At 73.8% G+C, this 24,269-nt stretch carries 20 protein-coding genes; 14 read left to right on the top strand and 6 right to left on the bottom strand.

The genetic code is table 11. The annotated features are described in order from the left end of the window. Positions 1 to 34 precede the first annotated feature (34 nt). The 6 genes from rosag_RS21125 (at position 35) to rosag_RS21100 (ending at position 6,967) form a co-directional block, all read left to right on the top strand. On the top strand, positions 35 to 2,662 hold the full coding sequence (locus rosag_RS21125) for a TonB-dependent receptor (protein WP_284352153.1): 2,628 nt from the start codon (positions 35 to 37) through the stop codon (positions 2,660 to 2,662). A 1-nt stretch (position 2,663) separates the two neighbouring features. Continuing rightward, complete coding sequence (locus tag rosag_RS21120; RefSeq protein WP_284352152.1) at positions 2,664 to 3,659, top strand: extracellular catalytic domain type 1 short-chain-length polyhydroxyalkanoate depolymerase; 996 nt, start codon at positions 2,664 to 2,666, stop codon at positions 3,657 to 3,659. A 5-nt stretch (positions 3,660 to 3,664) separates the two neighbouring features. Next, complete coding sequence (locus rosag_RS21115; protein ID WP_284352151.1) at positions 3,665 to 5,203, top strand: class I adenylate-forming enzyme family protein; 1,539 nt, start codon at positions 3,665 to 3,667, stop codon at positions 5,201 to 5,203. Further along, positions 5,200 to 5,781, top strand: coding sequence for a hypothetical protein (locus rosag_RS21110; protein ID WP_284352150.1), 582 nt, complete (start codon positions 5,200 to 5,202; stop codon positions 5,779 to 5,781). Before rosag_RS21115 ends, rosag_RS21110 begins: the two co-directional genes overlap by 4 nt. A gap of 138 nt (positions 5,782 to 5,919) precedes the next feature. Then, positions 5,920 to 6,573, top strand: coding sequence for a Rad52/Rad22 family DNA repair protein (locus tag rosag_RS21105; protein ID WP_284352149.1), 654 nt, complete (start codon positions 5,920 to 5,922; stop codon positions 6,571 to 6,573). 166 nt (positions 6,574 to 6,739) lie between these two features. Then, entirely contained in the window at positions 6,740 to 6,967 is a 228-nt protein-coding gene (locus tag rosag_RS21100; RefSeq protein ID WP_284352148.1) for a hypothetical protein, read from the top strand. A gap of 1 nt (position 6,968) precedes the next feature. Here the strand turns inward: rosag_RS21100 and rosag_RS21095 are convergent, their stop codons facing one another. Beyond that, complete coding sequence (locus tag rosag_RS21095; protein ID WP_284352147.1) at positions 6,969 to 9,110, bottom strand: HD domain-containing phosphohydrolase; 2,142 nt, start codon at positions 9,108 to 9,110, stop codon at positions 6,969 to 6,971. Positions 9,111 to 9,239: 129 nt separating this feature from the next. After that, the gene (locus tag rosag_RS21090; protein WP_284352146.1) at positions 9,240 to 9,881 is read right to left on the bottom strand and encodes a hypothetical protein; all 642 of its coding nucleotides are present in this window, start codon (positions 9,879 to 9,881) and stop codon (positions 9,240 to 9,242) included. Positions 9,882 to 10,285: 404 nt separating this feature from the next. Here rosag_RS21090 and rosag_RS21085 point away from each other — a divergent pair, with 404 nt between their 5' ends. From rosag_RS21085 to rosag_RS21075, 3 genes are all read left to right on the top strand, one after another. Continuing rightward, positions 10,286 to 12,007 carry a peptide ABC transporter substrate-binding protein gene (locus rosag_RS21085; protein ID WP_284352145.1) on the top strand — a complete coding sequence of 574 codons (1,722 nt, stop codon included), beginning with the start codon at positions 10,286 to 10,288 and terminating at the stop codon, positions 12,005 to 12,007. A 102-nt stretch (positions 12,008 to 12,109) separates the two neighbouring features. Beyond that, positions 12,110 to 14,158 (top strand): acetoacetate--CoA ligase, encoded by a 2,049-nt coding sequence (locus rosag_RS21080; protein ID WP_284352144.1) that lies wholly within the window; start codon positions 12,110 to 12,112, stop codon positions 14,156 to 14,158. A gap of 76 nt (positions 14,159 to 14,234) precedes the next feature. Then, a complete protein-coding gene (locus rosag_RS21075) occupies positions 14,235 to 15,473 on the top strand; it encodes a Rossmann-fold NAD(P)-binding domain-containing protein (RefSeq protein WP_284352143.1) in 1,239 nt (412 codons plus the stop codon). A gap of 165 nt (positions 15,474 to 15,638) precedes the next feature. On the opposite strand, the gene rosag_RS21070 is transcribed toward rosag_RS21075, so the two are convergent. Further along, positions 15,639 to 16,445 carry an enoyl-CoA hydratase/isomerase family protein gene (locus tag rosag_RS21070; RefSeq protein ID WP_284352142.1) on the bottom strand — a complete coding sequence of 269 codons (807 nt, stop codon included), beginning with the start codon at positions 16,443 to 16,445 and terminating at the stop codon, positions 15,639 to 15,641. Between the two features lie 124 nt (positions 16,446 to 16,569). On the opposite strand from rosag_RS21070, the gene paaA reads away from it, so the two are divergent. The 4 genes from paaA to paaD all read left to right on the top strand — a co-directional run bounded on the left by paaA (position 16,570) and on the right by paaD (position 19,494). Then, the gene (gene paaA, locus rosag_RS21065) at positions 16,570 to 17,580 is read left to right on the top strand and encodes a 1,2-phenylacetyl-CoA epoxidase subunit PaaA (protein WP_345784860.1); all 1,011 of its coding nucleotides are present in this window, start codon (positions 16,570 to 16,572) and stop codon (positions 17,578 to 17,580) included. 53 nt (positions 17,581 to 17,633) lie between these two features. After that, the gene (paaB, locus tag rosag_RS21060) at positions 17,634 to 18,017 is read left to right on the top strand and encodes a 1,2-phenylacetyl-CoA epoxidase subunit PaaB (protein ID WP_284352140.1); all 384 of its coding nucleotides are present in this window, start codon (positions 17,634 to 17,636) and stop codon (positions 18,015 to 18,017) included. Positions 18,018 to 18,025: 8 nt separating this feature from the next. Then, on the top strand, positions 18,026 to 18,871 hold the full coding sequence (gene paaC, locus rosag_RS21055; protein ID WP_284352139.1) for a 1,2-phenylacetyl-CoA epoxidase subunit PaaC: 846 nt from the start codon (positions 18,026 to 18,028) through the stop codon (positions 18,869 to 18,871). Positions 18,872 to 18,975: 104 nt separating this feature from the next. Continuing rightward, complete coding sequence (paaD, locus tag rosag_RS21050) at positions 18,976 to 19,494, top strand: 1,2-phenylacetyl-CoA epoxidase subunit PaaD (protein WP_345784870.1); 519 nt, start codon at positions 18,976 to 18,978, stop codon at positions 19,492 to 19,494. A gap of 63 nt (positions 19,495 to 19,557) precedes the next feature. Here the strand turns inward: paaD and rosag_RS21045 are convergent, their stop codons facing one another. After that, positions 19,558 to 20,400, bottom strand: coding sequence for a nidogen-like domain-containing protein (locus rosag_RS21045; RefSeq protein ID WP_284352137.1), 843 nt, complete (start codon positions 20,398 to 20,400; stop codon positions 19,558 to 19,560). 508 nt (positions 20,401 to 20,908) lie between these two features. On the opposite strand from rosag_RS21045, the gene rosag_RS21040 reads away from it, so the two are divergent. Beyond that, entirely contained in the window at positions 20,909 to 21,679 is a 771-nt protein-coding gene (locus rosag_RS21040) for a phenylalanine 4-monooxygenase (protein ID WP_284352136.1), read from the top strand. 18 nt (positions 21,680 to 21,697) lie between these two features. On the opposite strand, the gene rosag_RS21035 is transcribed toward rosag_RS21040, so the two are convergent. Continuing rightward, a complete protein-coding gene (locus rosag_RS21035; protein WP_284352135.1) occupies positions 21,698 to 22,129 on the bottom strand; it encodes a hypothetical protein in 432 nt (143 codons plus the stop codon). Beyond that, a complete protein-coding gene (locus tag rosag_RS21030) occupies positions 22,126 to 24,264 on the bottom strand; it encodes a transketolase C-terminal domain-containing protein (protein ID WP_284352134.1) in 2,139 nt (712 codons plus the stop codon). Before rosag_RS21030 ends, rosag_RS21035 begins: the two co-directional genes overlap by 4 nt. Positions 24,265 to 24,269: the final 5 nt, after the last annotated feature.

Below are 24,269 nucleotides of genomic sequence, written 5' to 3'. Positions count from 1 at the left end.
GCAGGGCAGTTCCCACCTTCCTCGGAGCACTCCCATGCAGCCGAATCCCTCCCCCCGCGTCCTCTGTCGCGTCGCGCGCGTGCGGCGACTGGCGCTCGTCGCCGGCGCCGTCGCCGGCCTCCCCCTGCTCGTCACCAACCCCATCGGCGGCACGCTGCAGGCGCAGGAGCCCGCGGCCAGCGCGAGCCGCCAGACGGGCCGCATCGCGGGCCTCATCACCGACGCCAACCAGCAGCCGCTGAGCGGCGCGCAGGTGAGCCTCGCGGGCACGCGCTTCGGCACGATCACGGGCGCCGACGGCCGCTTCCGCCTGAGCGGCGTGCCGGCCGGGACGTACGACGTGCGGGTGCAGCGCATCGGGCAGCGCACGCGCACGATGCCGGGCGTGGTGGTGCGGGCGAGCGAGGAGGCGCGGCTCGACGTCGCGATGGAGACGGCGCCGGCGTCGCTCGGCGGCGTCGTCGTGTCGGCGTCGCGCCGGGTGGAGAAGATCACCGACGCGCCGGCGACGGTCACGAGCATCGGCACCGAGACCCTCGACAACGCGGTCGGCAACACGTTCGCGGCGGCGCTGAAGGAGGCGAAGGGCCTCGACTTCATCCAGGTCGGCATGACGAGCGTCGCGATCAACGCGCGCGGCTTCAACTCGTCGTTCAACAACCGCTTCCTGATGGTGGAGGACGGCCGCATCTCGGTGCTGCCGGAGAACGGCCTGCCGGTGGGCCAGTTCACCGCGACGCCCAAGGTGGACCTCGAGGGCATGGAGGTGCTCGTCGGCCCCGGCTCCGCGCTCTACGGCCCGGACGCGTCGAACGGCGTGCTCGCGCTGCGCACGAAGGACCCGCGGCAGTTCCCGGGCGCTACGCTCGAGGTGACGGGCGGCAACCGCGGCTACATGGACGTGCAGGGCCGCTACGCGGGCGTGAGCGGGAACCTCGGCTACAAGGTCTCGGGCGAGTACCAGCAGGCGAACGACTGGGACAACGACCTGACCTACGGCGCGGGCGGCGCACTCGTCGCCCCCGGCTCGGCGGGCTCGGTGCTGGAGAGCAAGCTGCGCGACCCGATCAACTGGGACGCGCGCGTGATGCGCGGCAGCGGCGCGCTCGCGTACTACATGGGGCCCAACCGCTTCGAGGTGAACGGCGGCTGGAGCCGCACCGACGGCGTCGGCCAGACGAACGTCGGCCGCAACCAGCTGCGCGACTGGGACTACAACGTCCTGCAGGCGCGCTACACGACGCCGCACTGGTACGTCAACGCCTACCGCGCGCAGTCCCAGAGCGGGACGTCGTTCGCGCTCAACCGCTTCGCGGGCGCGCAGCTCGTGGCGGCCAACGCGAGCCTGAGCGCCGACTCGCTGCGCAAGCTCTCCGACTGGCCGAGCGACGGTCGGATGTACGCGGCGGAGGTGCAGGGCAACTACGTCGTGCCGATGCTGCTCAACACCGCCGTCGTGTTCGGGACGCAGTTCCGCAACGACGTCGTGAGCAGCGACCGCCAGTGGCTGACGGACCGCATCACGAAGGAGGACGTGTCCAACTCGCAGGCGGGCGTCTACGCGCAGACCACGACGCCGGTGATGCCGTGGCTCGACCTCGTGCTCGCCGGGCGGCTGGACGATCCGGAGAACTACGCGCGCCAGTGGAGCCCGAAGGCGGGCATCGTCGTGAAGCCGATGCAGGACCAGGCATTCCGCGTCACGTTCAACCGCGCGTACAAGTCGCCGACGATCCTGCAGACGAACTTCTTCATCCCGGACTGGACGTCGATCATCTCGATCTACGGCAACACGACGGGCTTCGCGATGCAGAACGCCGGCGGGCAGACGCTCCGGACGTTCAAGCCGCTCGTCCCCGAGACGAACCGCACGTGGGAGGCCGGCTACAAGGGCATCCTGGCCGAGAAGCTGTACGTCGACGCGTCGTACTACTACTCGAAGTACGAGAACTTCATGAGCCCCCTGACGATCATCGGCAACCCGTTCGCGACGGCCGCCGCGGGCGGTCCGACGTTCGCGGTGCCGCTCGTCAACCCGGGCAGCGAGATCCCGACCAACGCGCAGGGGCGCATCGTCAACCAGGCGGCGACGCCGATCACGCCGATCGTCCTCACGTACTACAACCTGGGCCGCGCCACGCTCTCTGGCGTCGACCTCGGCGTGAACTACTACCTGACGCCGCGCATCGAGCTGCGCGCGACGACGTCGACGGCCAAGCTGTCGGACCTCACGATCGAGGGCGTGCTGCCCGGCGTCACGACGACCGAGGCGAACGAGCTCAACGCGCCCAGCACCAAGTGGACGCTCGGCGCGACGGTGAAGAACGTCGGGCCGCTGACGGTGGGCGCGACGTTCCGCAACGTGAACGCCTACTACTTCCGCTCGGGCATCAACACGGGCGTCATCCCGACGTTCGGCACGCTGGACGCGAACGTGTCGCTCAAGCTGCCGGCGGTGCCGAACGCGATGCTGAACCTGGGCGTCAGCAACCTGCTCACGTGCAGCGCGCGCAACCTGAAGTACAAGGCCGGCACCCCGAAGGCCAACTCGGTGATCGAGAGCGAGGACCGCAGCTGCGGCGTGGGCCGGAAGCATGCGGAGATGGTCAACATGCCGGAGATCGGTGGGATGGCGTTCCTGGGCGTGCGCCTCCACCGCTGAGATGCGCCGCGTGGCACTGAGCGTGGCGCTGGCGCTGGGCGCGGGGCTGGCCGGCGGCGGGGGCGAGGCCTCCGCCGCCGCGTCGGCGCCGCACTCGGCGGGGCAGGTGACGTACGGGACGTGGGGCGACAGCGCGCTCCCGCGCCGGTGGCGGCTGTTCGTGCCGACGCGCCGCGACGCGGCGCGGCCGGCGCCGCTGCTCGTGCTGCTGCACGGCTGCACGCAGGACGCGGACGACCTCGCGCGCGGCACGCGGATGGACGAGGTCGCGGAGCGCGACGGGTTCGCGGTGCTGTACCCCGAGCAGCCGGCCGCCGCGAACGGGTTGAAGTGCTGGAACTGGTTCGACGCGGCGCACACGCGGCGCGACGCGGGCGAGCCGGCGCTGCTGGCGGGGCTGATCGCGCGCGTGGCGGCGGAGCAGAAGGCCGACCCCGCACGCGTCCATGTCGCCGGCATCTCGGCCGGTGGCGCGATGGCGCTGATCCTCGCGTCGTCGTATCCGGAGCGGTTCGCGTCGGTCACGTCGGCGAGCGGGATGCCGGTGGGCGCGGTCACGAGCGCCGCGCAGGCCTGGCAGGTGATGAAGGCCGGCGCGACGGTCGAGCAGTCGTCGCCGCAGGCCGTGCGTGAGCGGATGGGCGCGCATGCGCGCGCGCTGCCCCTGCTCGTGCTGCACGGCGGCGCGGACGCGACCGTGGTGCCGGCGAACGGACGGCGCGCGGCGGAGCAGTGGGCGGCGGCGATCGGCGCGACGCCGCGCGAGCCGCGCACGGTGCCGGCCGACGGCGCGACGCGCGGCTGGCAGCAGCTCGGCTGGCGTGATGCGACCGGGCGTGATGTGGTGGAGTACGTGGAGATCGCGGGGCTCGGGCACGCGTGGTCCGGTGGATCGAAGGAGGGCACGTACTCGGACGCGACGGGTCCGGCAGCGAGCGACATGGTCGCGGCCTTCATCGCGCGGCACACGCTGCCCACCGCCGTCCGGAAGGAGTGACGACGATGTCGACGTTCCCGCAGTTCCCCGACGACGTCGACGCGGTGCGGCGCTGGGCGCGGCTCGCGCCGTCGCGCGTCGCGCTCGTCGACGACACGCACGGTGCGCGGCTGACGTACGCGGCGCTGGACGCAGCATCGTGGGCGTGGGCGCACGTGCTGCGCGCGGCCGGGGTGACGACGGGCGACCGCGTCGCGCTGCTGGCGGGGACGCGTGCGGAGTGCGTGGCGCTCTTCTACGGCTGTCTGCGACTGGGCGCGGTGCTCGTGCCGCTCAACTGGCGACTGGCGCCGTCGGAGCTGGCGCGCGTGCTGGCCGACGCGCGGCCGATGGTGCTCGTGTGCGACGCGCGGCACGATACGCTCGCCGCACGCGCGCTCGCCGTCGATGGTGCGCCGCCGCGTGTCGCGACGCTGCGCCTGGACGCGGCGGACGGCGTCGCGGACGCGGCACCGCTCCCGGAGCCGCCGAGCGATGCCGAGTCGGCGACCATGCTGCTGTACACGTCGGGGAGTACCGGCGCGCCGAAGGGCGTGATCCTGCCGCGGCGCCAGCTGCTCTACAACGCGGTCGCGACCGTGACCGGCTGGCGGATGACCCCCGACGAGGTGGTCCCCGTGTCGACGCCGCTCTTCCACACGGGCGGATGGCACGTCTTCCTGACGCCCGTGCTGCACGTCGGCGGCACCGTCGTGCTGTTCGACGGCTTCGAGCCGGCGCGCTTCCTCGCCGGGCTCGCGGAGCACGCGTGCACGCTCGCGTTCGCGGTGCCGACGCAGTTCACGATGCTGATGGCCGAGCCGCGCTGGGGCGAGCCGCTGCCGGCGCTGCGCCGGTTCGTGTCGGGCGGCGCGCCCTGTCCGCCCGCGGTGCGCGCGGCGATCCGCGCGGCCGGCCACGGCTTCCAGGAGGGCTTCGGGCTCACCGAGTGCGGCCCGAACTGCTTCGCGACGAACGACGAGACGGCGGAGGCGCATCCGGGCACCGTCGGGTGGCCGATCCCGTTCCTGAGCGTTCGCGTGGTGGACGAGGCGGGCGAGGACGTGCCGCCAGGCACGCCCGGCGAGCTGCTGCTGCGCGGCCCGCAGCTGTTCGCCGGATACTTCGGCGCGCCCGAGCGCACGGCGGAGGCGCTGACGGCGGACGGCTGGATGCGCACCGGCGACCTCGCGGTGCGCGACGCGACGGGGCTGACGCGGATCTGCGGTCGGCGGAAGGAGATGTTCATCTCGGGTGGCGAGAACGTCTTCCCGGGGGAGGTGGAGGCGGCGCTCGCCGACTGTCCGGGCGTCGCGGAGGTCGCGGTCATCGGCGTGCCGGACGACCGGTGGGGCGAGGTGGGCCGCGCATTCGTGGTGGCGCGCGCGGGGGATCCGGTCGACGCCGCACGCGTGGTGGCGTTCGCGCGCGGCGCGCTGGCGGGCTACAAGGTGCCGAAGCAGGTCGTGCTGCTCGACGCGCTGCCGCGCCTGGGCTCGGGCAAGATCGACCGGCGCGCGCTCGCGGCGATGACCGAGCCGGCGACGGCGGGGGCGTCCGCGTGACGACCCCCGCGCAGGTCGCGAAGGGCTCGACGCTGCGGGCGACGCTCGCCTTCGTCGAGAGCGTGGCGGGCGAGGCGGCCGTCGCGCGCGTGCTGGAGGCGCTGCCCGCGCGCGAGCGAAAGCGCGTGCTCGACGCGACGCCGACCGACGAGTTCCCCTTCGCGCTCTGGTCGCGGCTGAGCGACGCGACGGAGCAGGTGATCGGCGCGTCGGTGCCCGACTGGCCGGAGCGCGCGGGTGCGCACGCGATCGAGTCGTTCGGCGTGCAGCTCTACGGCGGCATCCTGCGGAAGGCGTCGCCGCTCGAGTTCGTGACCCAGAGCGTCTCGCTGTTCCGGCTCTACTACCACCCGGGCGACATGAAGGTGGTGGAGCAGGAGGACGTCGGCGAGCGGGGCGGGCGGGTGGTGCTGCGGCTGGTCGGCTTCACCCACGAGAGCCCGGTGTTCTGCCGTCGGCAGACCGGCGGGCTGGAGCGTGCGCTCTCCCTGGCCGGGGGTGAGAAGCCCCGCGTCCGCCACGTGCGCTGCGCCCTGGAAGGGGACGCCTTCTGTGAGTGGGAGCTGCGCTGGGCCTGAGCCCGCCTGCCGGATCCGACGGGCGGAACCCGTGGATCCCGTGAACTTCGGTCTCCGTTCGGTGTATGGATGTCCGGTGCCCGGCACGTGCCGGCGCCGGACTTTCTCATATCGGACGGACGAACAGGAGACGGCAGGATGAGCGACGAGACGGATCTGGCCCGGCTGCGCGACCCCTTCGCGCCAGCGGACATCGAGTGGCGCGTGCAGACGGCGGGCGAGAAGAACGGGAAGCCGTGGGCGCGCGTGCTGGCCTACGTGACGAACCGCGCGATCATGGAGCGGTTCGACGAGGTCGTCGGCCCCGAGAACTGGCAGAACGTGTACAAGGAGGGCCCCGCGGGCGGCGTGGTCTGCGGTCTGTCGGTGCGCGTGCAGCGCGCCGACGGCACGGCGGACTGGGTCACCAAGTGGGACGGCGCCGAGAACACGGACGTCGAGCCGGTGAAGGGCGGGCTGTCGAACGCGATGAAGCGCGCGGCGGTGCAGTGGGGGATCGGCCGCTACCTCTACGACCTCGAGGAGGGGTGGGCGAACGTCACCGAGAACGGGCGCTTCTCGGCGAAGACGAAGGACGGGAAGTGGTTCAAGTGGGAGCCGCCCGCGCTGCCCGAGTGGGCGACGCCGAAGCCGCGTCCCGCGACGGCGGAGCAGATGGAGCGCATCGAGGCGCTGCTGGCGCGCATCGCCGACGAGAAGGTGACGAGCATCGTGCGCAAGCGGATCGCCGGCGGGCTCACCGCGCCGGCCGCGGACGAGGCCCTGCGCTACCTCGAGACGCGCGCGGCGTGACGCGACGTGCGTCGCGCGGGGCTTTCCCCGTCCCGCGCGACGCGCGAAGTTGACGAGGGCGGTGCGCCGGTCGCGCACCGCCCTCGTCGCATCCGTCCCGCCCATGTCACGCACCACCGCCACACGCCGCACCCGCGCCAGATCCGCGAAGCCGTCCGCGCCCGCCGTGCCGCCGCCGCCCGCGCAGTTCGAGCTCTTCCCGGAGCGCGTGCTGATCGAGGTGCTGGACGCGCAGCGGGTGGGCGGCGCGCGCACGCGCGTGCGCGGCGTCTGGCGCGTGCATTTCGGCAGCGAGGCGAAGGCGCACCGCGTGTGGCACGACCGGCACGGCTGGTACTGCGAGGAGCACGGGCCGCACTGTCGCGCGGTGCCCGCGGTGCGCCCCGAGGCCTAGCTCAGACGGCCAGCACGAGCCGGTTGCCGCCGGCGACCTTCGCGGCGGCGAGCGCGCGCTCGGCGCGCTCCAGCAGCGCCTCCGCCGTCGCGGACGAGCCGCCCAGCACCGCGACGCCGACCGACAGCGCGAGCGAAGCGTCGGGGCCAAGCGCCGGCGCCACGGCCGCGCGCAGCCGCTCGGCCATCCGCTCCGCGTCCGCGGCCTCGAGGTCGGGGAGCAGCACGAGGAAGTCGTCGCCGCCCGCACGCGCCACCACGTCGCTCGCGCGCGTGTGGCGCGAGAGGATCTCGCCGACGCGCTGCAGCAGGGCGTCGCCGCGCTCGCGGCCCAGCCGCGCGTTGAGCGCGGCCATGCCGTCGACGTCGAGGGCGAGCAGCGCGGTCGCACGCGTCGTGTCACGACGCGCCGTGAGGACGCGCGCGGCCTCCGCGACGAGCGCGTCGCGGCCCGGCAGCCCCGTGAGCGCGTCGAGGCCCGCGGGCGCCGGCTCGGCGCGGGGCGCGTCCGCGACCGGCACGAGGTTGGCGACGCGCGCGCGCCACGCGGGCGCGACCTCCTCGAAGAACGCGAAGACGTGCGGGTCGAACTGCGTGCCGACGTCCTGCCGCAGGATCGCCATCGCCTCGTCGTGCGTCAGGGCGCGCTTGTAGCTGCGCACGCTGGTGAGCGCGTCGTAGACGTCGGCCACGCAGAGGATGCGCGCGGTGAGCGGGATCGCCTCGCCGGCGAGGCCGGCGGGATAGCCGCGGCCGTCCCAGCGCTCGTGGTGCGACTCGACGATGGGGCGCACGTCCCACGGGAACTCGGTGTCGGCGAGCATCTCGACGCCGACCGACGGGTGGCTGCGCACGAGCGCCCACTCCTCGTCGGTCAGCTTGCCCGGCTTGTTGAGCACCTCGGCGGGGACGATCAGCTTGCCGACGTCGTGGAGCAGCGCGCCGATGCGGAACCAGAACAGCGCGCGCTGGTCGAAGCCCGCGCGCTCCGCGATCGCGCACGCCAGCTCGGCGACGCGCTCGCAGTGACCCTGCGTGAAGCGGTCCTTGGCCTCGATCGCGTCGCCCCAGCGGCGTGCCAGGCGCAGGAACTCGTCCTCCAGACGCTGCATGCGGCCGTCGACGTCGGCGACGTCGCGACGCGCGCTGAGCTGCGCGAACAGCCGGTGCGCGCGGTTCAGCGACTGGAACATGTCGCGGTTGCGGCCCTGGCGGTGGTGCAGCTCCGCGCGCTCGCGCAGCGTCTCGGCCAGCAGCAGCAGGTCGCGGCGCGCGTCGGCGATCGACTCCGCGGTGCGCAGGTGCTCCTCCGAGTCGGCCAGCTCGCCACGCTCGCGCGCGATGATCCCGTACAGCTTGTGCGCCTCGCCGAGGATGCCGTCGTCGGCGACCTGCCGCGCGAGCTTCGCCGCGGCGTCGCACTCCGTGCTGCCGTCGTCGAGCTGGCCGCGTGCGATCGCGAGCTCGGCGCGGTTCACGTGCACCAGCGCGCGGCCCGTGAGGTCGCCGAGCGCCGCCAGCGTGTGCAGCGCCTCGTCGAAGGTGGACGCGGCCTCGTCGAACCGATCCATCCGCCGCAGGAGCATGCCGCGGTTGTTCAGCGCGTACGCGACGGTGTTGGCCTGCCCGAGCCGGCGCAGCGCCGAGAGCGAGTCGTCGAAGTGGCCGAGCGCCGCGGTCAGATCGCCACGGATGCTGGCGATGATGCCCAGGTTGCCCGCCGCCTTCGCCGCCGAGTCGAGGTCGCCCGCGTGCTCGCCCGCGGCGCGCGCCCGGCGATAGAGGCGCTCGGCCTCGTCGAGCTCACCGCGCCGCAGCCGCACGCCGGCCTGGCCGTTGAGCGAGATGCTGATTCCGCTCGCGTCGCCGTCCGCCTCCGCGGATGCGAGCGCCGCGTCCAGGCACGCCAGCGCGGCCTCCGCGTCGCCTTCCAGCAGGTGCGTCCGCGCGACGGCGCTCAGCATCGTGTACGGCGCGGTCGCCTCGCCACGGCGAGCGCGCAGGTGCAGCGTGCGCTCCAGGAGCTGACGCGCGGCCGCCGGCTTGCCACGCGCGCAGAGCGCGTCCGCGCGCTCCATCACGGAGACGCCGCGCGACGCCGCAGCCGCCCGCGCGGTCACACGCACGCGCTGGGGCTGAGGCATCTCGTCGTCGCTGGCGGCGCGGCGGTGGGAGGGCATCGAGGGTGGCGGAAACGCGTCAGCTGGCGACGCTCGTGCGAGCGTCGCCAGCCGCTGAGACGAGGCGGAGATCGAGTGTCGACTCGCGCCGACTCACGGCTCCCAGACCGAGTCGGCCGTGAAGCCGTTGCGCCAGAGGATGATCCAGCCCGAGAAGTGCGGGATCCCGAAGCTCAGGCGGTGGCCGGACTTGTCGACCGTCGCCTCCACTTCCTGCGCGACCATCGCCGTGCCCGTCGAGGCATCGACGTCGGACGGCGCGCGGAAGTAGCCGAGGCCGAGCGTCGCGCCGCGGGGCAGGCGCTTCGCCAGCGTGCCGCTCAGATCCTGCGTGCCGCGGAGCGCGATCGGGAAGCTCGTGCCCGACGGTCCGAACTCGTACGCCAGCATCTCGCCGGCGAGCGCGGTGACGCTGAAGGTCGTCTCGGTCGCGACCGCGCCCGCGGGCACCTCGAGCGTGAAGCCGGCGGCGGGGATCGACAGCTTTCCGCCGCGCGGGCCGATCACCTGCTGGACGGTGATGTCGCTGGCGAGGGGACGCTCGCGGCGCAGGCCCGAGACGGACCAGCTGGCGGTCCGGCCGTCCGCCGCCGACAGCAGGTCGGCGCTCGGCGCCACGTCGGCGCGGAGGGCGCCGATCGCCGGCGCCGTGGGCGCGCGATCGGGGCCGCACGCGACGGCGGTGCCGGTGAGGAGTGCGACGGCCAGCGCGGCCGTGATCCGGAGGTTGCGCATGTGACGGCTCCAGCGAGGATGAGAACGCGCCCGGCCGCGGATCGCAGCGGAGTGCCCTGCGAGGCTCACGGAAGAGCTCGCTTTATCGACGTGCAGAAGCTCACGCGGGGCCGACCGCGTGGTCCGTGACGCATCACACACCCCGCCGAACTTCACCGCCGGCCCGCCCTGCGTCAGTCTGCAGACGAGCCCCTTGCGCTTCCGTCACGTGACATTCGCGTGGAGATCCGCGCGCCCGCTGTGGCGTTCGCGCGGCGCCGCGGCGCGCGTGCGACACATTTCGCGGCGCGGCGTGACAGAACCGTGAAGGCGCGCGTCCTGTGCACGCCGCACGGCGTGACCATCGTCACGTGCGCGCCCGCGCGTCCCGCTCGACGTCGAACCACTCCTCGCCGCCCGTCCGCATGCCCGCCACCTCCGCCTCGCCGACGCCACCGACGCCATCGCGCGCGCCGGGCCGTTGGGTCGCGCTCCTCGCGCTGGCCGCGGCCTGCACCGCGGAGCGGCCGGCCGAGCGTACGCCGCCGTCGGATGCCCCGGGTGGCACGCTCGTCATCGCCACGGTGGGCGATCCGGACCACCTGGTGCCGCCGCTCGTCTCGTCGCTGCAGGGCGCGCAGATCGTCGCGCAGCTGTTCGACCGGCTGGCGGAGATCGGCGGGAAGCTGAACACGGTCGGCGACGCGGGCTTCGCGCCGCGCCTCGCGCGGTCGTGGACGTGGGCGCCCGACTCGCTGTCGGTGCGCTTCGCGATGGACCCGCGCGCCCGGTGGCACGACGGGAAGCCCGTCACGGCGCGCGACGTCGCGTTCAGCTTCCGCCTCAACGCCGATGCGCGCACCGCGAGCGTCGTCGCGCCGTTGCTGGCGAACGTCGACTCGGTGTCGGCGCCCGACAGCGCGACCGCGGTCGTCTGGTTCAAGCGGCGCAGCCCGCAGCAGTTCTTCGACGCGGTGCACCAGGTGCACGTCCTGCCCGAGCACCTGCTGCGCGACGTCGATCCGGCGCAGCTGGCCGCGAGCGATTTCGCGAAGCAGCCCGTGGGGAGCGGCCGCTTCCGGTTCGTGCGCTGGGAGCACGGCGCGCGCGTGGAGCTGGTGGCCGACACGACCAACTGGCGCGGTCGTCCACAGCTCGACCGCGTGATCTGGGCCGTGAATCCCGATCCGGGTGCGGCGACGCGCTCGCTCGTGAGCGGCGCCAGCGACTGGTGGGAGGCGGTGCGCGGCGACGGCCTCGCGATGGTGCGCGGCAATCAGTCGCTGCGGGCGTTCGCGTATCCGTCGCTCGACCAGGGCTACCTCGCGTTCAACCTGCGCGGCGAGGGTGGGCGCGGCGCGCATCCGATCCTCGCCGACCGTGCGGTGCGCCGCGCGCTCGCCGCGGCCATCGACCGCGAGCGCGTCGTGCGCAACGTCTTCGACTCGGCCGCCGTCGCGCGGAGCGTGCCCGCGCCGCAGGCGCTCGCGGGCGGGCTGCCGGAGCCGATGGGGCCCGCGTACGACACCGCGCGCGCCGCACGCGAGCTGGAGGCCGCCGGCTGGCGCGACGCGGACGGCGACGGCATCCGCGAGCGCGGCGGACGCAAGCTGTCGCTGCGACTGCTGGTGCACACCACGAGCGCCGCGCGCCGGCAGCTCGCGGTGCTGATCCAGGAGCAGCTGCGCCGGGTGGGCGCGGAGATCGTGGTCGACGCGCAGGACCCGGCGGCGTTCGCGCAGTCGGCGCAGCAGGGGCGCTGGGACGCGACCCTGGAGGCGTGGCACGCGGACCCCGATCCGCGCGGCATCCTGCAGCGCTGGGGGGCGCCGGGGAAGGACGGCCGCGGCGGCGCGAACACGAGCGGCTATCGCGGTGCGGCGTTCGAGGCGCTGGTGGACAGCGCATCGGGGACGTTCGACGCCGCGCGGAGCGCGGGGCTCTACGCGCGCGCCTACGCGGCGCTGGCCGACGACGCGCCCGCGGTGTGGCTGTTCGAGATGCGCAACGTCGCCGGCGTGCACCGGCGCGTGCGGCCGTTCCCGCTGCGCGCGGACGCCTGGTGGTCGAATCTGGCCGAGTGGCGCATCCCGGCCGCGGAGCGTACGGCGCGCGACCGCGCGGGTGCGATCGCGGCCGGGCGCTGAGCCGCTCCGCGCGCGCTCGACTGCCGGCGCGCGACGACGGGTGACATCTTGTGGCGCGCGCCGGCATCGGGCCGGCGTGCACCGCCACCCGCCGCGCCACCGATGGAGCCGCACTCGCCGCACGCCGCCGTGGAGCTGGACGACGCGCGCCCGATCTGGACGCCGTCCGCGGAGGACGTCGCGCGCGCGAACCTGACCGCGTTCGCGGCGGCGGCGCGTCGGGCCACCGGCGCGCCGCTGCCCGACTACGCGGCGCTCTGGCGCTGGAGCGTGGACCGGCCGACGGAGTTCTGGCCGCTGGTGTGGCGGTTCTGCGACGTGCGCGCCGAGCGCGCGGACGGTGGCGACGGCGAGCCGTGGGACGCGGTGCTGATCGGCGGCGACCGCATGGCGCCGCCGGATCCGCAGCGCGGGCCGCGCTGGTTCACCGGGGCGCGGCTGAACTTCGCCGAGCATCTGCTGCGGCACGCGGGCGCGCGCGACGCGATCGTCGCGTGGACCGAGCGCGGTCCCTCGCGCCGGCTCTCGTTCGACGCGCTGCGCGCCGAGGTGGCGCGCGTGGCCGACGGGCTGCGCGGCGCGGGCGTCGGCGTCGGCGACCGCGTCGGCGGCTTCCTCCCGAACGGGCCCGAGGCGGTGATCGCGATGCTCGCCACGGCGAGCCTCGGCGCGGTGTGGTCGTCGTGCTCGCCGGACTTCGGCGTGCAGGGCGTGCTCGATCGCTTCGGGCAGATCGAGCCCGTGGTGCTCGTGTGCGCGGACGGCTACGAGTACGCGGGCAAGCCGATCGACACGCTCCCGCGGGTGCGCGAGATCGTGGCGGCCATCCCGTCGATCCGCCGCACGGTGGTCGTCGCGCAGCTGCGCGACGCGCATGCGCTCGCGCCCGAGCTGGACACGATGCGCGGTGCGGTCGCGTGGGAGGCGTTCGGGAACGCGGCCGCGCCGCTCGCCTTCACGCGGCTGCCGTTCGACCATCCGCTGTACGTGATGTACTCGTCGGGGACGACGGGGCTGCCGAAGTGCATGGTGCACGGCGCGGGCGGGACGCTGCTGCAGCACCTGAAGGAGCTGGCGCTCCACACCGACCTCGGGCCGGACGACCGCATCTTCTACTTCACCACCTGCGGGTGGATGATGTGGAACTGGCTGGTGTCGTCACTCGCGGTGGGCGCGACGATCGTGCTCTACGACGGCGCGGCGCTCGCGCCGCGCGCCGAGATCCTCTGGGACATGGCGGCGGCCGAACGCGTGACCGTGTTCGGGACGAGCGCGAAGTACCTCGCGCTGGTGGAGAAGGCCGGCGTGCGACCGGCCGCGACGCACGACCTGTCGGCGCTGCGCGCGGTGCTCTCGACGGGCAGCCCGCTCGCGGCGCACTCGTACGACTTCGTCGCGCGCGACGTGAAGCCGGGCGTGCGCCTGAGCAGCATCAGCGGCGGCACCGACATCATCTCGTGCTTCGCGCTCGGCAACCCGACGGCGCCCGTGTGGCGCGGCGAGCTGCAGGCGCGCGGGCTGGGGATGGCGGTGGACGTGTTCGACGCGGACGGCCATCCGCTGCGCGGCGCGGCGGGTGAGCTGGTGTGCACGCGGCCGTTTCCCAGCATGCCGGTCGGGTTCTGGAACGATCCGGACGGCGCGAAGTACCGCGCGGCGTACTTCGACGTCTTCCCGAACGTCTGGCGCCACGGCGACTGGGCGGAGCTGACGGCGCACGACGGGCTCGTGATCCACGGGCGCAGCGACGCGACGCTGAACCCGGGCGGGGTGCGCATCGGGACCGCGGAGCTGTATCGCCAGGTGGAGCAGCTCCCGGAGATCGTGGAGAGCGTGGCGATCGAGCAGACGACCGGCAGCGGCGTCGACGCGACGTCGCGCATCGTGCTGTTCGTGCGGCTGCGCGAGGGCGCGACGCTGGACGACGCGCTGGCCGAGCGGCTGCGCCGCCGCATCCGCGAGCACTGCAGCCCGCACCACGTGCCGCGCGTGATCGCCGCGGTGCCCGACATCCCGCGAACGATCAGCGGCAAGATCACGGAGCTCGCCGTGCGCGAGGTGGTTCACGGCCGCCCCGTGAACAACGTGGACGCGCTGGCCAATCCCGAGGCGCTCGCGCACTTCCGCGCGCACCCGGCGCTCCAGGGCTGAGGCGCCGGCGCCGAGACTCCCAGGGGGCCGGCGGCCGACCGGCTAGATTGTACGGGCGCGCGACGATCGAGCGCGCGTGCGTCGTCCCGTCTCACGCATCATCCAACGCTTCGTGCTGGATCTCTCGTCCACGACCCTTCCCGCGTCCACCACGCGCGTCGTCCTCGATCCCGCGCAGGTGCGCGCGCTGGAGCCGGCGGTCGCCGACTCGCTGTCGCCCGACCTCTGGGTCTACCGCTACGAGCACGCGCCGACCGGCTGGCGGCTGAGCATCGCCACCCACGCCGCGCCGGGCTCCGGCAAGCTGTCGCTCGGCGGCTTCCGCATCGCGCCCGAGAGCCGCACGGCGCGGCCGGACTTCGACACGGATCGCGAGGCGGTCGGGCTGGCGATGGGGATGGAGGAGAAGGTGTACTGGTCGCGCGTGCTGCGGGTGGGCGGACCGCTGGTGCGCGAGCACCTCGACCGCATCGTGGGCGGGAAGTGCGTGCTGCGGCCGACGCCGGACGCGCGCGTGGGGCAGCCGAACGACCGTGCGCTGCTCGACTTCGCGGTCGCGTGCCTGCGCGACTGCGACGCGACCGGCGGCATCCACGTGACGACGGGCCAGGACCTGGGCCACGGCATCATGTCGGACGGCGCGACGCCGTCGCTGGCGTACATGCACGCGCGCTTCGAGGGAAGCATGCTCGCCGACACGTCCAAGCCGACGGGCGAGGGCAACCTGCACCTGCTGCACGGGATGCTCGACGCGTGCGGGATCGCGCTCGCCGACGCGCGCGTGGGGCTGGTCGGCGCGGGGAACATCGGGAAGCACATGCTCGGCCGTCTGCGCGAGCATGGCACGCGCGTGCAGGTGCTGGAGCTGAGCGCCGACACGCGCGCCGCGCTGGAGGGGGAGGGCGTGCCGGCGTGGCCGCTCGAGACGAAGGCGGAGTTCCTGGCGCAGCCCTTCGACGCGCTGGTGGTCAACGCGTCGGGTGGCTCGCTCGACGCGCCGGCGATCGAGACGATCGCGCGCAACGCGTCGGTGCGCGTGGTGTGCGGCTCGGAGAACCTCGCGATGCCCGATCCCGCGGGCGAGCTGGCGCTGCTGGCCGCCGGCAAGGTGTACGCGCACACGGAGCTCGGCGGGATGATGGGCTACCTGACGGCGGCCGAGGAGTACCTGGCGCGCCGCGCGGGCGTGCCGTTCGACGTCGGGACGCTGTTCGCGGCGGCGGAGCGTCTGCGCGAGATCGGGCGCGCGGCGACGGCGCGCGTGATCGCGGGCGGGTACCGGGAGTCGTTCCAGGCGGCGGCCAGGAACGCCTGAACGGCGAGCTGCATTTGCAAGGATAAGATCGGACAGGATCTGATAACGACGGATGGCTCCGTGCGGCGCGACCCACATCGTGCCCACGCGGAGCCATCCGTCGTTATCCGATCTGTTCAGATCTTCATCCTTGCTGCCGTTGCCGTTCGGGTCCGGCGCGCCGGCTCAGGCCTTGAACTTCGCGATCGCCGCCCGCGTGAAGTCCGACAGCACGAGGCGGCCGCTGATCTGCGCGCGCTCCGCGAGCAGCTCGTCCCAGTGCTCCGTGCCGGCCCAGACGACGCGCTTGATCTCGGCCATCGCCTCGGGATTGAACGACGCGAGGCGGCGCGCGGCGGCGTCCACCGCGGCGTCGAGCGCGGGCACGTCCTCGACGACGCGCGCATAGAGCCCGTGACGCTCGGCCCACGCGGCGTCGCGCCAGTCGGCGTCCACCGACATCGCGCCGAACGCCGCGTTGCCGATGCGCTTCTCGATCACAGGGCCGACGACGAACGGGCCGATCCCGACGGCGAGCTCGCTCAGCTTGCAGGCGGCGCCCGCGGTGGCGAGCGCGTAGTCCGACGCCGCGACCAGGCCCACGCCGCCGCCCGTCGTCTTGCCGTGCACGCGGGTGACCACGAACTGCGGCGCGCGGATCATCGCCAGGATGACGCCCGCGAAGCCGCTGAAGAACTCGCGGCCGCGCTCCGGCCCGTCGATCGCCACCAGCTCGTCGAACGACGCGCCCGCGCAGAACGGGCCCTGTCCCGCGCTGCGCAGGACGATGACGCGCGTCGCCGGATCCTGCCCGACCTCGCGGATGCGGGCGGCCAGCGCGCGGAGCAGGGAGCCGGGGAGCGAGTTGCTCTTGGGGTGGCCGAAGCGGACGGTCGCGATGCCGTCGGCGATCTGGACATCGACCGCGCCCTCGGGCGGCAGCGGCGGCTCGGAGCTGGCGGGTGCGGCGGGCGTGCGGTTGTCGGGCGACATGGGTCTCGGAGAGGGGCTGGCCACGCGGCCGGCGCGGGGCTGAACCCGCGGGCGGGACGTCTGCGTTGGCCGTACGACGCGGGGTATATTACCACCCAGACCAGCGCGGCCGTCCGGGGCGATCATGCCCGGCCGCCGCCCGAGCCACCCGAGGAGCACCGCCGTGACCCAGCAGGCCACCCCGACCGAGGATCCCGCCCTCCTCGCCGAGTTCGAGGCGCGCATCGCGCGCGGCGAGTCGATCGAGCCGAAGGACTGGATGCCCGAGCGCTACCGCCGGCAGCTCGTGCGCATGATGTCGCAGCACGCGCACTCCGAGGTCGTCGGCATGCTGCCCGAGGGCAACTGGATCACGCGCGCGCCCAGCCTGCGCCGCAAGCTCTCGCTGCTCGCCAAGGTGCAGGACGAGGCCGGCCACGGGCTCTACATCTACTGCGGCACCGAGACGCTCGGCGTCGACCGGCAGCAGCTGCTCGAGGAGCTGATCACCGGCAAGGCGAAGTACTCGAGCATCTTCAACTACCCGACGCTGACGTGGGCCGACATGGGCGTCATCGGCTGGTTCGTGGACGGCGCCGCGATCGTCAACCAGACCGCGCTCGCCAAGCACTGCTCGTACGGGCCGTACAAGCGCGCGATGGTCCGCGTCTGCAAGGAAGAGAACTTCCACAAGAAGCAGGGCTTCGAGAGCGTCGCCGCGCTCGCGCAGGGCACGCCCGCGCAGCACGCGATGGTGCAGGACGCGGTGGACCGCTGGTGGTGGCCGACGCTGATGATGTTCGGGCCGCCGGACAGCGACTCGCCGAACAGCGCGGAGCTGCTGCGCTGGGGCGTGAAGAAGTACACGAACGACGAGCTGCGGCAGCGCTTCGTGAACCTCACGATCCCGCAGGCGCAGGCCGTGGGCCTGACGCTCCCCGATCCGTCGCTGCGCTTCGACGAGGCGACGGGCAACTGGGTGTTCGGCGAGATCGACTGGAACGAGTTCTGGCAGGTGGTGAAGGGCGACGGCCCGTGCAACCGCGAGCGCGTGGCGGCCCGCCGCGCGGCGCACGAGGACGGCGAGTGGGTGCGCGCGGCCGCGACCGCGCACGCCGAGAAGAAGGCGGCCCGCGGCGCGACGCGCGCGGCCTGAGGCACCAACGGGCACTGACGGCACTGACGCATCCATCGCGAACGGGAGCGAGCGTGTACGGAACCGTGTTGCCGGTCGGCGAGGGCGCCGGCCAGGAGCAGGACCCCACCGCCAAGGCCCCGGCGGCCGGCGCGCCCACCGACGGCGCCATCGCCGACGGCCAGTGGCAGCTGTGGGAGGTCTTCACGCAGGAGACGCAGGGCGCGCCGCACGAGCACGCGGGCTCGGTGCGCGCCACGGACGCGGGGCACGCGCTGCAGAACGCGCGCGACGTGTATGGGCGTCGCGGGAAGGTGATCAGCATGTGGGTCGTGCCCACGGGCGCGATCGCCGCCAGCTCGCCGAGCGACGCGGGCCCCTTCTTCGACCCGATGAACGAGCGGCCCTACGTGCATCCGCACTTCTACAAGGCGCCGCGCGGCGTCCGGGGCGTGTGAGCGAGCGCGTGAGCGAGACCGAGCCCACCACGCCGGTCGGCACGAACGGCGTCGGCACGGCGCCCGTCGCCGCCGCGCCCGCGCAGGCCACCGCCGGCATCGTCAGCGATCCGCTGGTCGAGTACCTGATCCGCCACGGCGACGACCGACTCGTCCTCGGCCACCGGCTCTCCGAGTGGTGCGGCCACGCGCCGATCCTCGAGGAGGACATCGCGCTCGGCAACATCGCGCTCGACCTGCTGGGGCAGGCGACGTCGCTGCTCGGCCTCGCGGCGGAGCAGGAAGGGAAGGGGCGCGACGCGGACGCGCTGGCGTTCTTCCGCGAGGCCGTCGAGTTCCGCAACGTGCAGCTGGTCGAGCTGCCGCGCGGCGACTTCGCGGTGACGCTCGTGCGCCAGTTCCTGTTCGACGCCTACGACGTGCTGGTGACCGAGGCGCTGTCGCGCAGCGCGCACGCGCCGCTCGCGGGCGTGATGGCGAAGGCGCACAAGGAGGCGCGCTACCACGTGCGGCACAGCGGCGAGTGGGTCGTGCGCCTGGGCGACGGCACCGACGAGAGCCACCGCCGCGCGCAGCGCGCGCTCGACGACCTGTGGCGCTTCACGTCCGAGCCGTTCCTGATGGACGACGTGGATCGCGCGATGCTCGCCGCCGGCATCGGCGCGGACCTCGACGCGCTGCGGCCGCGCTGGGAGGCGAGCGTGCGCGAGGTGATGACGGAAGCCGGGCTGCAGATCCCGGGCGGCGCCTTCGTGGCGCGCGGCGGACGCACCGGGCGGCATACCGAGCACCTCGGGCACATGCTGGCCGAGATGCAGATCGTGGCCCGGTCGCACCCGGGCGCGACGTGGTAGACCGCCGTCGGCCGGGCGCGGCGCTGGACCCGGCCGCCCTGGCGCGCGCGCTCGGCGACGGCTGGGAGCCCGAGTCGCTCGACGTTCCGTCCGACTCGCCCGAGATCCCGCCGCAGCCGCTCACGGCCGATGCCGTGTGGGCCGCGCTGCACGAGGTGCCCGATCCCGAGGTGCCGGTCGTCAGCGTGGTGGAGCTGGGCATCGTGCGCGACGTGCGCATCGACGGCGACGCGCTCACCGTCGTCATCACGCCCACCTACTCGGGCTGCCCGGCGATGCGCGAGATCGAGCGCGACGTGCTGGCCGCGCTGCGCGCGTGCGGCTGGGCGAGCGCGCGCGTCGTCACGACGTACTCGCCCGCGTGGACCACCGACTGGATGAGCGACGCGACGCGCGAGAAGCTGCGCGCCTACGGCATCGCCCCGCCGGGCGCGGGGCGCGCGGCCGCGGGCGAGACGCTCGTCACGCTGCGACGGCGTGGCACCGCGCCCGAGAGGGTGCCATGCCCCTTCTGCGGCTCGCACGACACCGCGCTGCGCAGCGCATTCGGCTCGACGGCGTGCAAGGCGCTGCACTTCTGCAACGCGTGCCGGCAGCCGTTCGAGGAGTTCAAGCCGATCTGAACGCCGAGGGGCCACCGCCGGCGTCGGCGGTGGCCCCTCCACGTGCGATGGGTCGGGCGTGGCTCAGGCGCGGCGCCGCGAGCGGGCGACGCCCACGAGTCCCAGCAGGCCGGTAGCCATGAGCACATACGTGCTCGGCTCCGGCACCACCGAGCCCCCCGGGCCGCCCGTGGGCGGCTCCTGCTGCACCTGGCCGGCGCGCACCTGGAAGGCGGCCCGACCGAGCACGCTCAGCGCGTTCGATCCGCCGTCGACGAGCGCGCCGCAGACGCCGGACCCCGGGAGCTCCACGACCACGCCGCTGCCGTTCGAGTAGCCGGCGCGCGCGCAGTCTGCACCCGGCTGCGCGCCGCGGCCCGCGCTACCGGCGCCCAGCTCGAGGTCACCCGCGTCCCACTGGATCGATCCGTAGTTGAACTCGAAATCGAAGTTGCCGACGCCGGTGTCGTTGCGGTCGATCAGGAAGAGCTGGAAGGTGTTGAGCTTGTCGGCGTGCTGGTTGTAGTAGCCAACGCCCGGCCAGTTCACGTAGAACGCGTTGCGCCCATCGAGGGTCCCCGTGCCGTACGTCGTGATCCCGGACGTCAGGGGGCGAGTGTCGACGTCCGCCCAGAACGGCGCGATGATGCGCCGATTGTTCAGCGCCTCGGGCGTGAAGTCGCTCAGCCCACTGTCGAACGTGATGTTGCCGTTGTTGTTGACGAAGACGGAGTTGCCGGTGATGCCGAAGAAGTTGTAGCTCCAGCCGAGCGGCACCGCTGCGGTCGAGCCGTCGTCGTTGCGCGCGAGCGTGTTGGTGGTGAAGCCGGCGGTGGGTCGGATCGTCTGCGCTGCCAGCGCGACTGGGCTGGCGGCCAGCAGCAGTGCGAGACACCAGCCGGCGCTGCGGAGGGGCGTGCGGACCATGGGCTCCACCTCGGATACGGGATGGGCGCGGCGCGGGGACGCCGCGACGGGCGACGGCCGGGCGCCGCGCGCGCGAGGCACGGCGTCCGGGGCTGACGGCGTCGACGACACGTCGGTGCATCGGTCCGGGCGACGCCTGCCCGGCCTGCACGCCGGCGCTCCGTTCAGACCGCGAGCGGGCGCGACCAGCTCCCGGCTCGAGGTGACGGGCGTCACATGGCAACTGTGTCATGCTGCGAGCGCCATGCCACCGAGCCGACATGCTCGAGGCCGCGATGCGCGGCGCCGCTTGTCAGCCGCGGCGACCCCGACTAGCATGCCGATCATGTCGATCCGCCGCCGCTATTACGCCTATTCGTATGCGTACGCGCCCCGTCCCACGGGCCGCGACCGCTGGCGTATGCGCGGCTGACCGACGAACCCGTCGTCCGCGCACACTGCGCGGATCGCGAGCGGCCCGTGGAGAAATCCACGGGCCGCTTTTCTTTTTTGCCCCCACGGAGGTCGCATGTCCGCCGTCCCCGCTCTCGTCCATCCGAAGCACGCGCTCGCCGCGCATCCGGTCACGCCCGCCTTCGCGCCGGCGTACGCGTACTCGGACGAGGAGCACGACGTGTGGGCGACGCTCTACGCGCGCCGCATGGCGACGCTCGCGACCACCGGGTGCGAGGCGGTGCTCTCGGGGATCGGCGCCGTTGGTTTGCGCCCGGATCGCGTCCCCGACCTCCGCGACGTGAACGCGCGCCTCGCGCGGCGCACGGGCTGGTCGGCGGTGCCGGTCGGCGGCTTCCTCCCCGCGAAGCCGTTCTTCGCCAGCCTCGCGCAGCGCCGCTTCCCGACGACCGTGACCGTGCGGCCGCGCGCGCAGCTCGACTACCTGCCCGAGCCGGACATCTTCCACGACGTCTTCGGCCACGTGCCGCTGCACGCCGACCCGGTGTTCGCGGCGAGCCTGCAGCGCTTCGGCGTGCTCGGGCTGCTGGCGGAAGGCGACGCGCAGGTGGAGCAGGTGGCGCGCCTCTTCTGGTTCACCGTCGAGTTCGGGCTCGTGCGCGAGGGCGGGGCGACGCGCGTCTACGGCAGCGGCCTCGTGTCGTCGCACGCGGACGCGGCGAACGCGCTCGGCCCGGAGTGCGACCGGCGTCCGTTCGATCTCGACGCGGTGCTCGCGCAGCCGTACGTCATCGACCGGCTGCAGGACGTGCTGTTCGAGCTGGAGTCGTTCGACCAGCTCTGGGACGCCGTGCGCACGATGGAGGCGCGACTCGGCGCCGCGTGACCGCGCGTCGTGCGGGGCTCAGCGGACGATGACGCTGCCGGTGAGCCCCGACCCGATCTTGAACTCGAGCGTCTCGCCCGGCCGCGGCGTGAGCTGCCCCGACGACGCGCGCCCGCGGCCGCCGAGCGGCGTCGCGACGAGCTGGATGGTTGCACCGGGCGGGAACTGCCCGAGCGATACGCGGAACGTCTGCGGCGTGCCGACGTTCACGGTGCCCAGCCGATCGGTGATCCCGCCACCGATCGCGAAGACGTCGACCATGTCCGGCGCGCCGTTGGTGACGACGACGGTGAAGGAGTCGCCGCGCGAGGCGGCCGTCGCATCCGTGCCCTCGCTCGCTCCGTCGACGGGAACGCGCCTGGCGCAGCCGGCCAGGAGCGCGCCGGTCGCGAGGAGCAGGAGCGACGCGCGCCGTCGTCGCGCGTCCCCGGGAGCCCCGCCCCCCGTCACGCGCGGCGCAGCGCCTCGACGCGCGCGACGACCCCGTCCACGCTCGGCAGCACGGCGTCGAGCAGCGTGGGGTGGTAGGGCATCGGCACGTCGTCCACGCAGTAGCGCTCGACCGGCGCGTCGAGCCACCAGAACGCCTGCTGCGCCAGCACGCCCGCGATCTCGGCGCCGAAGCCGGCGGTCTGCGTGTCCTCGTGCACGATCAGGCAGCGGCCCGTCTTCCGCACCGACGCCAGCACGGCCTCGCGGTCCCACGGTGCCACCGTGCGCAGGTCGAGCAGCTCGACGACGCCGTCGCCAAGCCGCTCCGCCGCCTCGCGGCAGCGGTGGACGAGCGCACCCCACGTGACGAGCGTGACCTCCGTGCCCTCGCGCAGCACGGCCGCCTTGCCGAACGGCAGCACGTAGTCGTCGCCCGGATAGCGCGCGCTGCCATCGCTCGTCATGAGCAGCGCGCGGTGCTCGAAGAAGATCGTCGGATTCGGGCTGCGCATCGCGGCGCGGAGCAGCCCCACCGCGTCGGCCGCGTTCGACGGGATGGCGACCTGCCAGCCGAGCGAGTGCGCGAAGCGCACCTCGTCGGAGAGCGAGTGCCACGGATCGCCGACGTCCTTGCCGAAGCCGCCCGGCATGCGCACGACGATGGGCGCCGCGAAGCGGTTGGCGGTGCGCCAGCGCACGGTGCCGCAGTTGTTCAGCTGCTCGGTCGCGGGATCGGCGTACTTGCGGAACTGGATCTCCGCGACCGGCACGAGCCCGCTGTACGCCATGCCGACCGCGCGGCCGATGATGCCTTCCTCGGAGAGCGACGTGTCGAACACGCGCGCCTCGCCGAAGCGCTTCTGCAGCCCCTCGGTGACGAGGTGCACGCCCCCCTTCACGCCCACGTCCTCGCCGAACGCGAGCAGCTTCGGATTGACCTCGAGCTCGCGCGCGAGCGTGCGGCGCACGGCCTCGGCGAAGCGCAGGGTGGGACCATCCTCCACCGCCTGCTCGCTGCCGCCGAGCGCCGCACGCTCCGCGTCGCTCATCCCGCCCATCGCCTCGGCGTCGCCGGGCTGCAGCGCCTCCGCGACGACGAAGCGCTTCACCTTCGCCGGGTCCGACACGGGGCGCGCGCGCGCCGCCGCGAGCGCCGCCTCGACGTCGCGCGCCACCTCGCCCTCGAGCGCGCTCCAGTCGGACTCCGTCAGCGCGCCGCTCGCGATGACGTGGCGCTTCAGCTTCGGCAGCGGATCGCGCGCCTCGTCCGCGGCGATGTCCTCCGCCGCGCGATAGGCCTTCTGGTTGTCGGGGCCCGAGTGGCTGGAGAGGCGCGGCACGGTGAGCCGCACGAGCGCGGGCCCCGCGCCCGAGCGCACGTGATCGACGCCCTCGGCGAGCAGGCGCGCGGCCTCCGCCGGCTCGGTGCCGTCTCCGTCGCGCAGGAACAGGTCGCGGAACGACGCGAGGTTGGCCGCGATGTTGGCGCCCGGCGTCTGCATGTGGCTGCGCACCGAGATCCCGAGCCCGTTGTCCTCGACGTAGAAGAGCATCGGGAGCCTGAGCGTCGTCGCCATCGTCAGCGCCGACCAGAAGCCGTTGGTCGCGACGCTCGCCTCGCCGCCCAGCGCGACGCCCATGCTCCCCGCCCACGACGCGTCGCCGAGGACGTCGCGGTGGTAACCGATCGCCTGCGCCCATCCGGCGACGGGCGTGTACTGCCCGCCGACGTCGCCCGCCATCGGCAGCACGACCGCGCCGCCGCGCGTGGGCATGTTGCACACGACGCCGATGTCGCGCCCGTCGCTGAAGCCGCCCGAGCGGCCGAGCGGGCTCGCGAGCGCGTCGTCGAGTGGGAGGCCGAGCGCGAGCAGGAGGGGCCGCGAGCGGTAGTACGCGCCCGCGGCGTCGTGCGGCCGGTCCATCAGGCTGCCGAGCAGCACCTGCCCCATGTCGTGCCCGCGCGCCGAGAACTGGTAGAGCACCAGGTGTTCGCGCGGGACGCTCGCCTTGTTGCGGTTCGTCGTCTCCTCTACGTCGTCGAGCGCGCGCGACGCGAGCACGTGGTGCGCGACGCGGCGCCAGTCGAAGCGCGCGGACAGCGCGTCGGTCGTGGACGGGCGGGGAGCGGACTCTCGGGTGCGGACGGCCATGAACG

Source organism: Roseisolibacter agri, assembly GCF_030159095.1.
In the GTDB taxonomy this organism is placed as follows: Bacteria; Gemmatimonadota; Gemmatimonadetes; order Gemmatimonadales; family Gemmatimonadaceae; genus Roseisolibacter; species Roseisolibacter agri.
The sequence above is the reverse complement of the archived record's forward strand: the minus strand, read 5'-3'. Positions and strand labels throughout refer to the sequence as shown.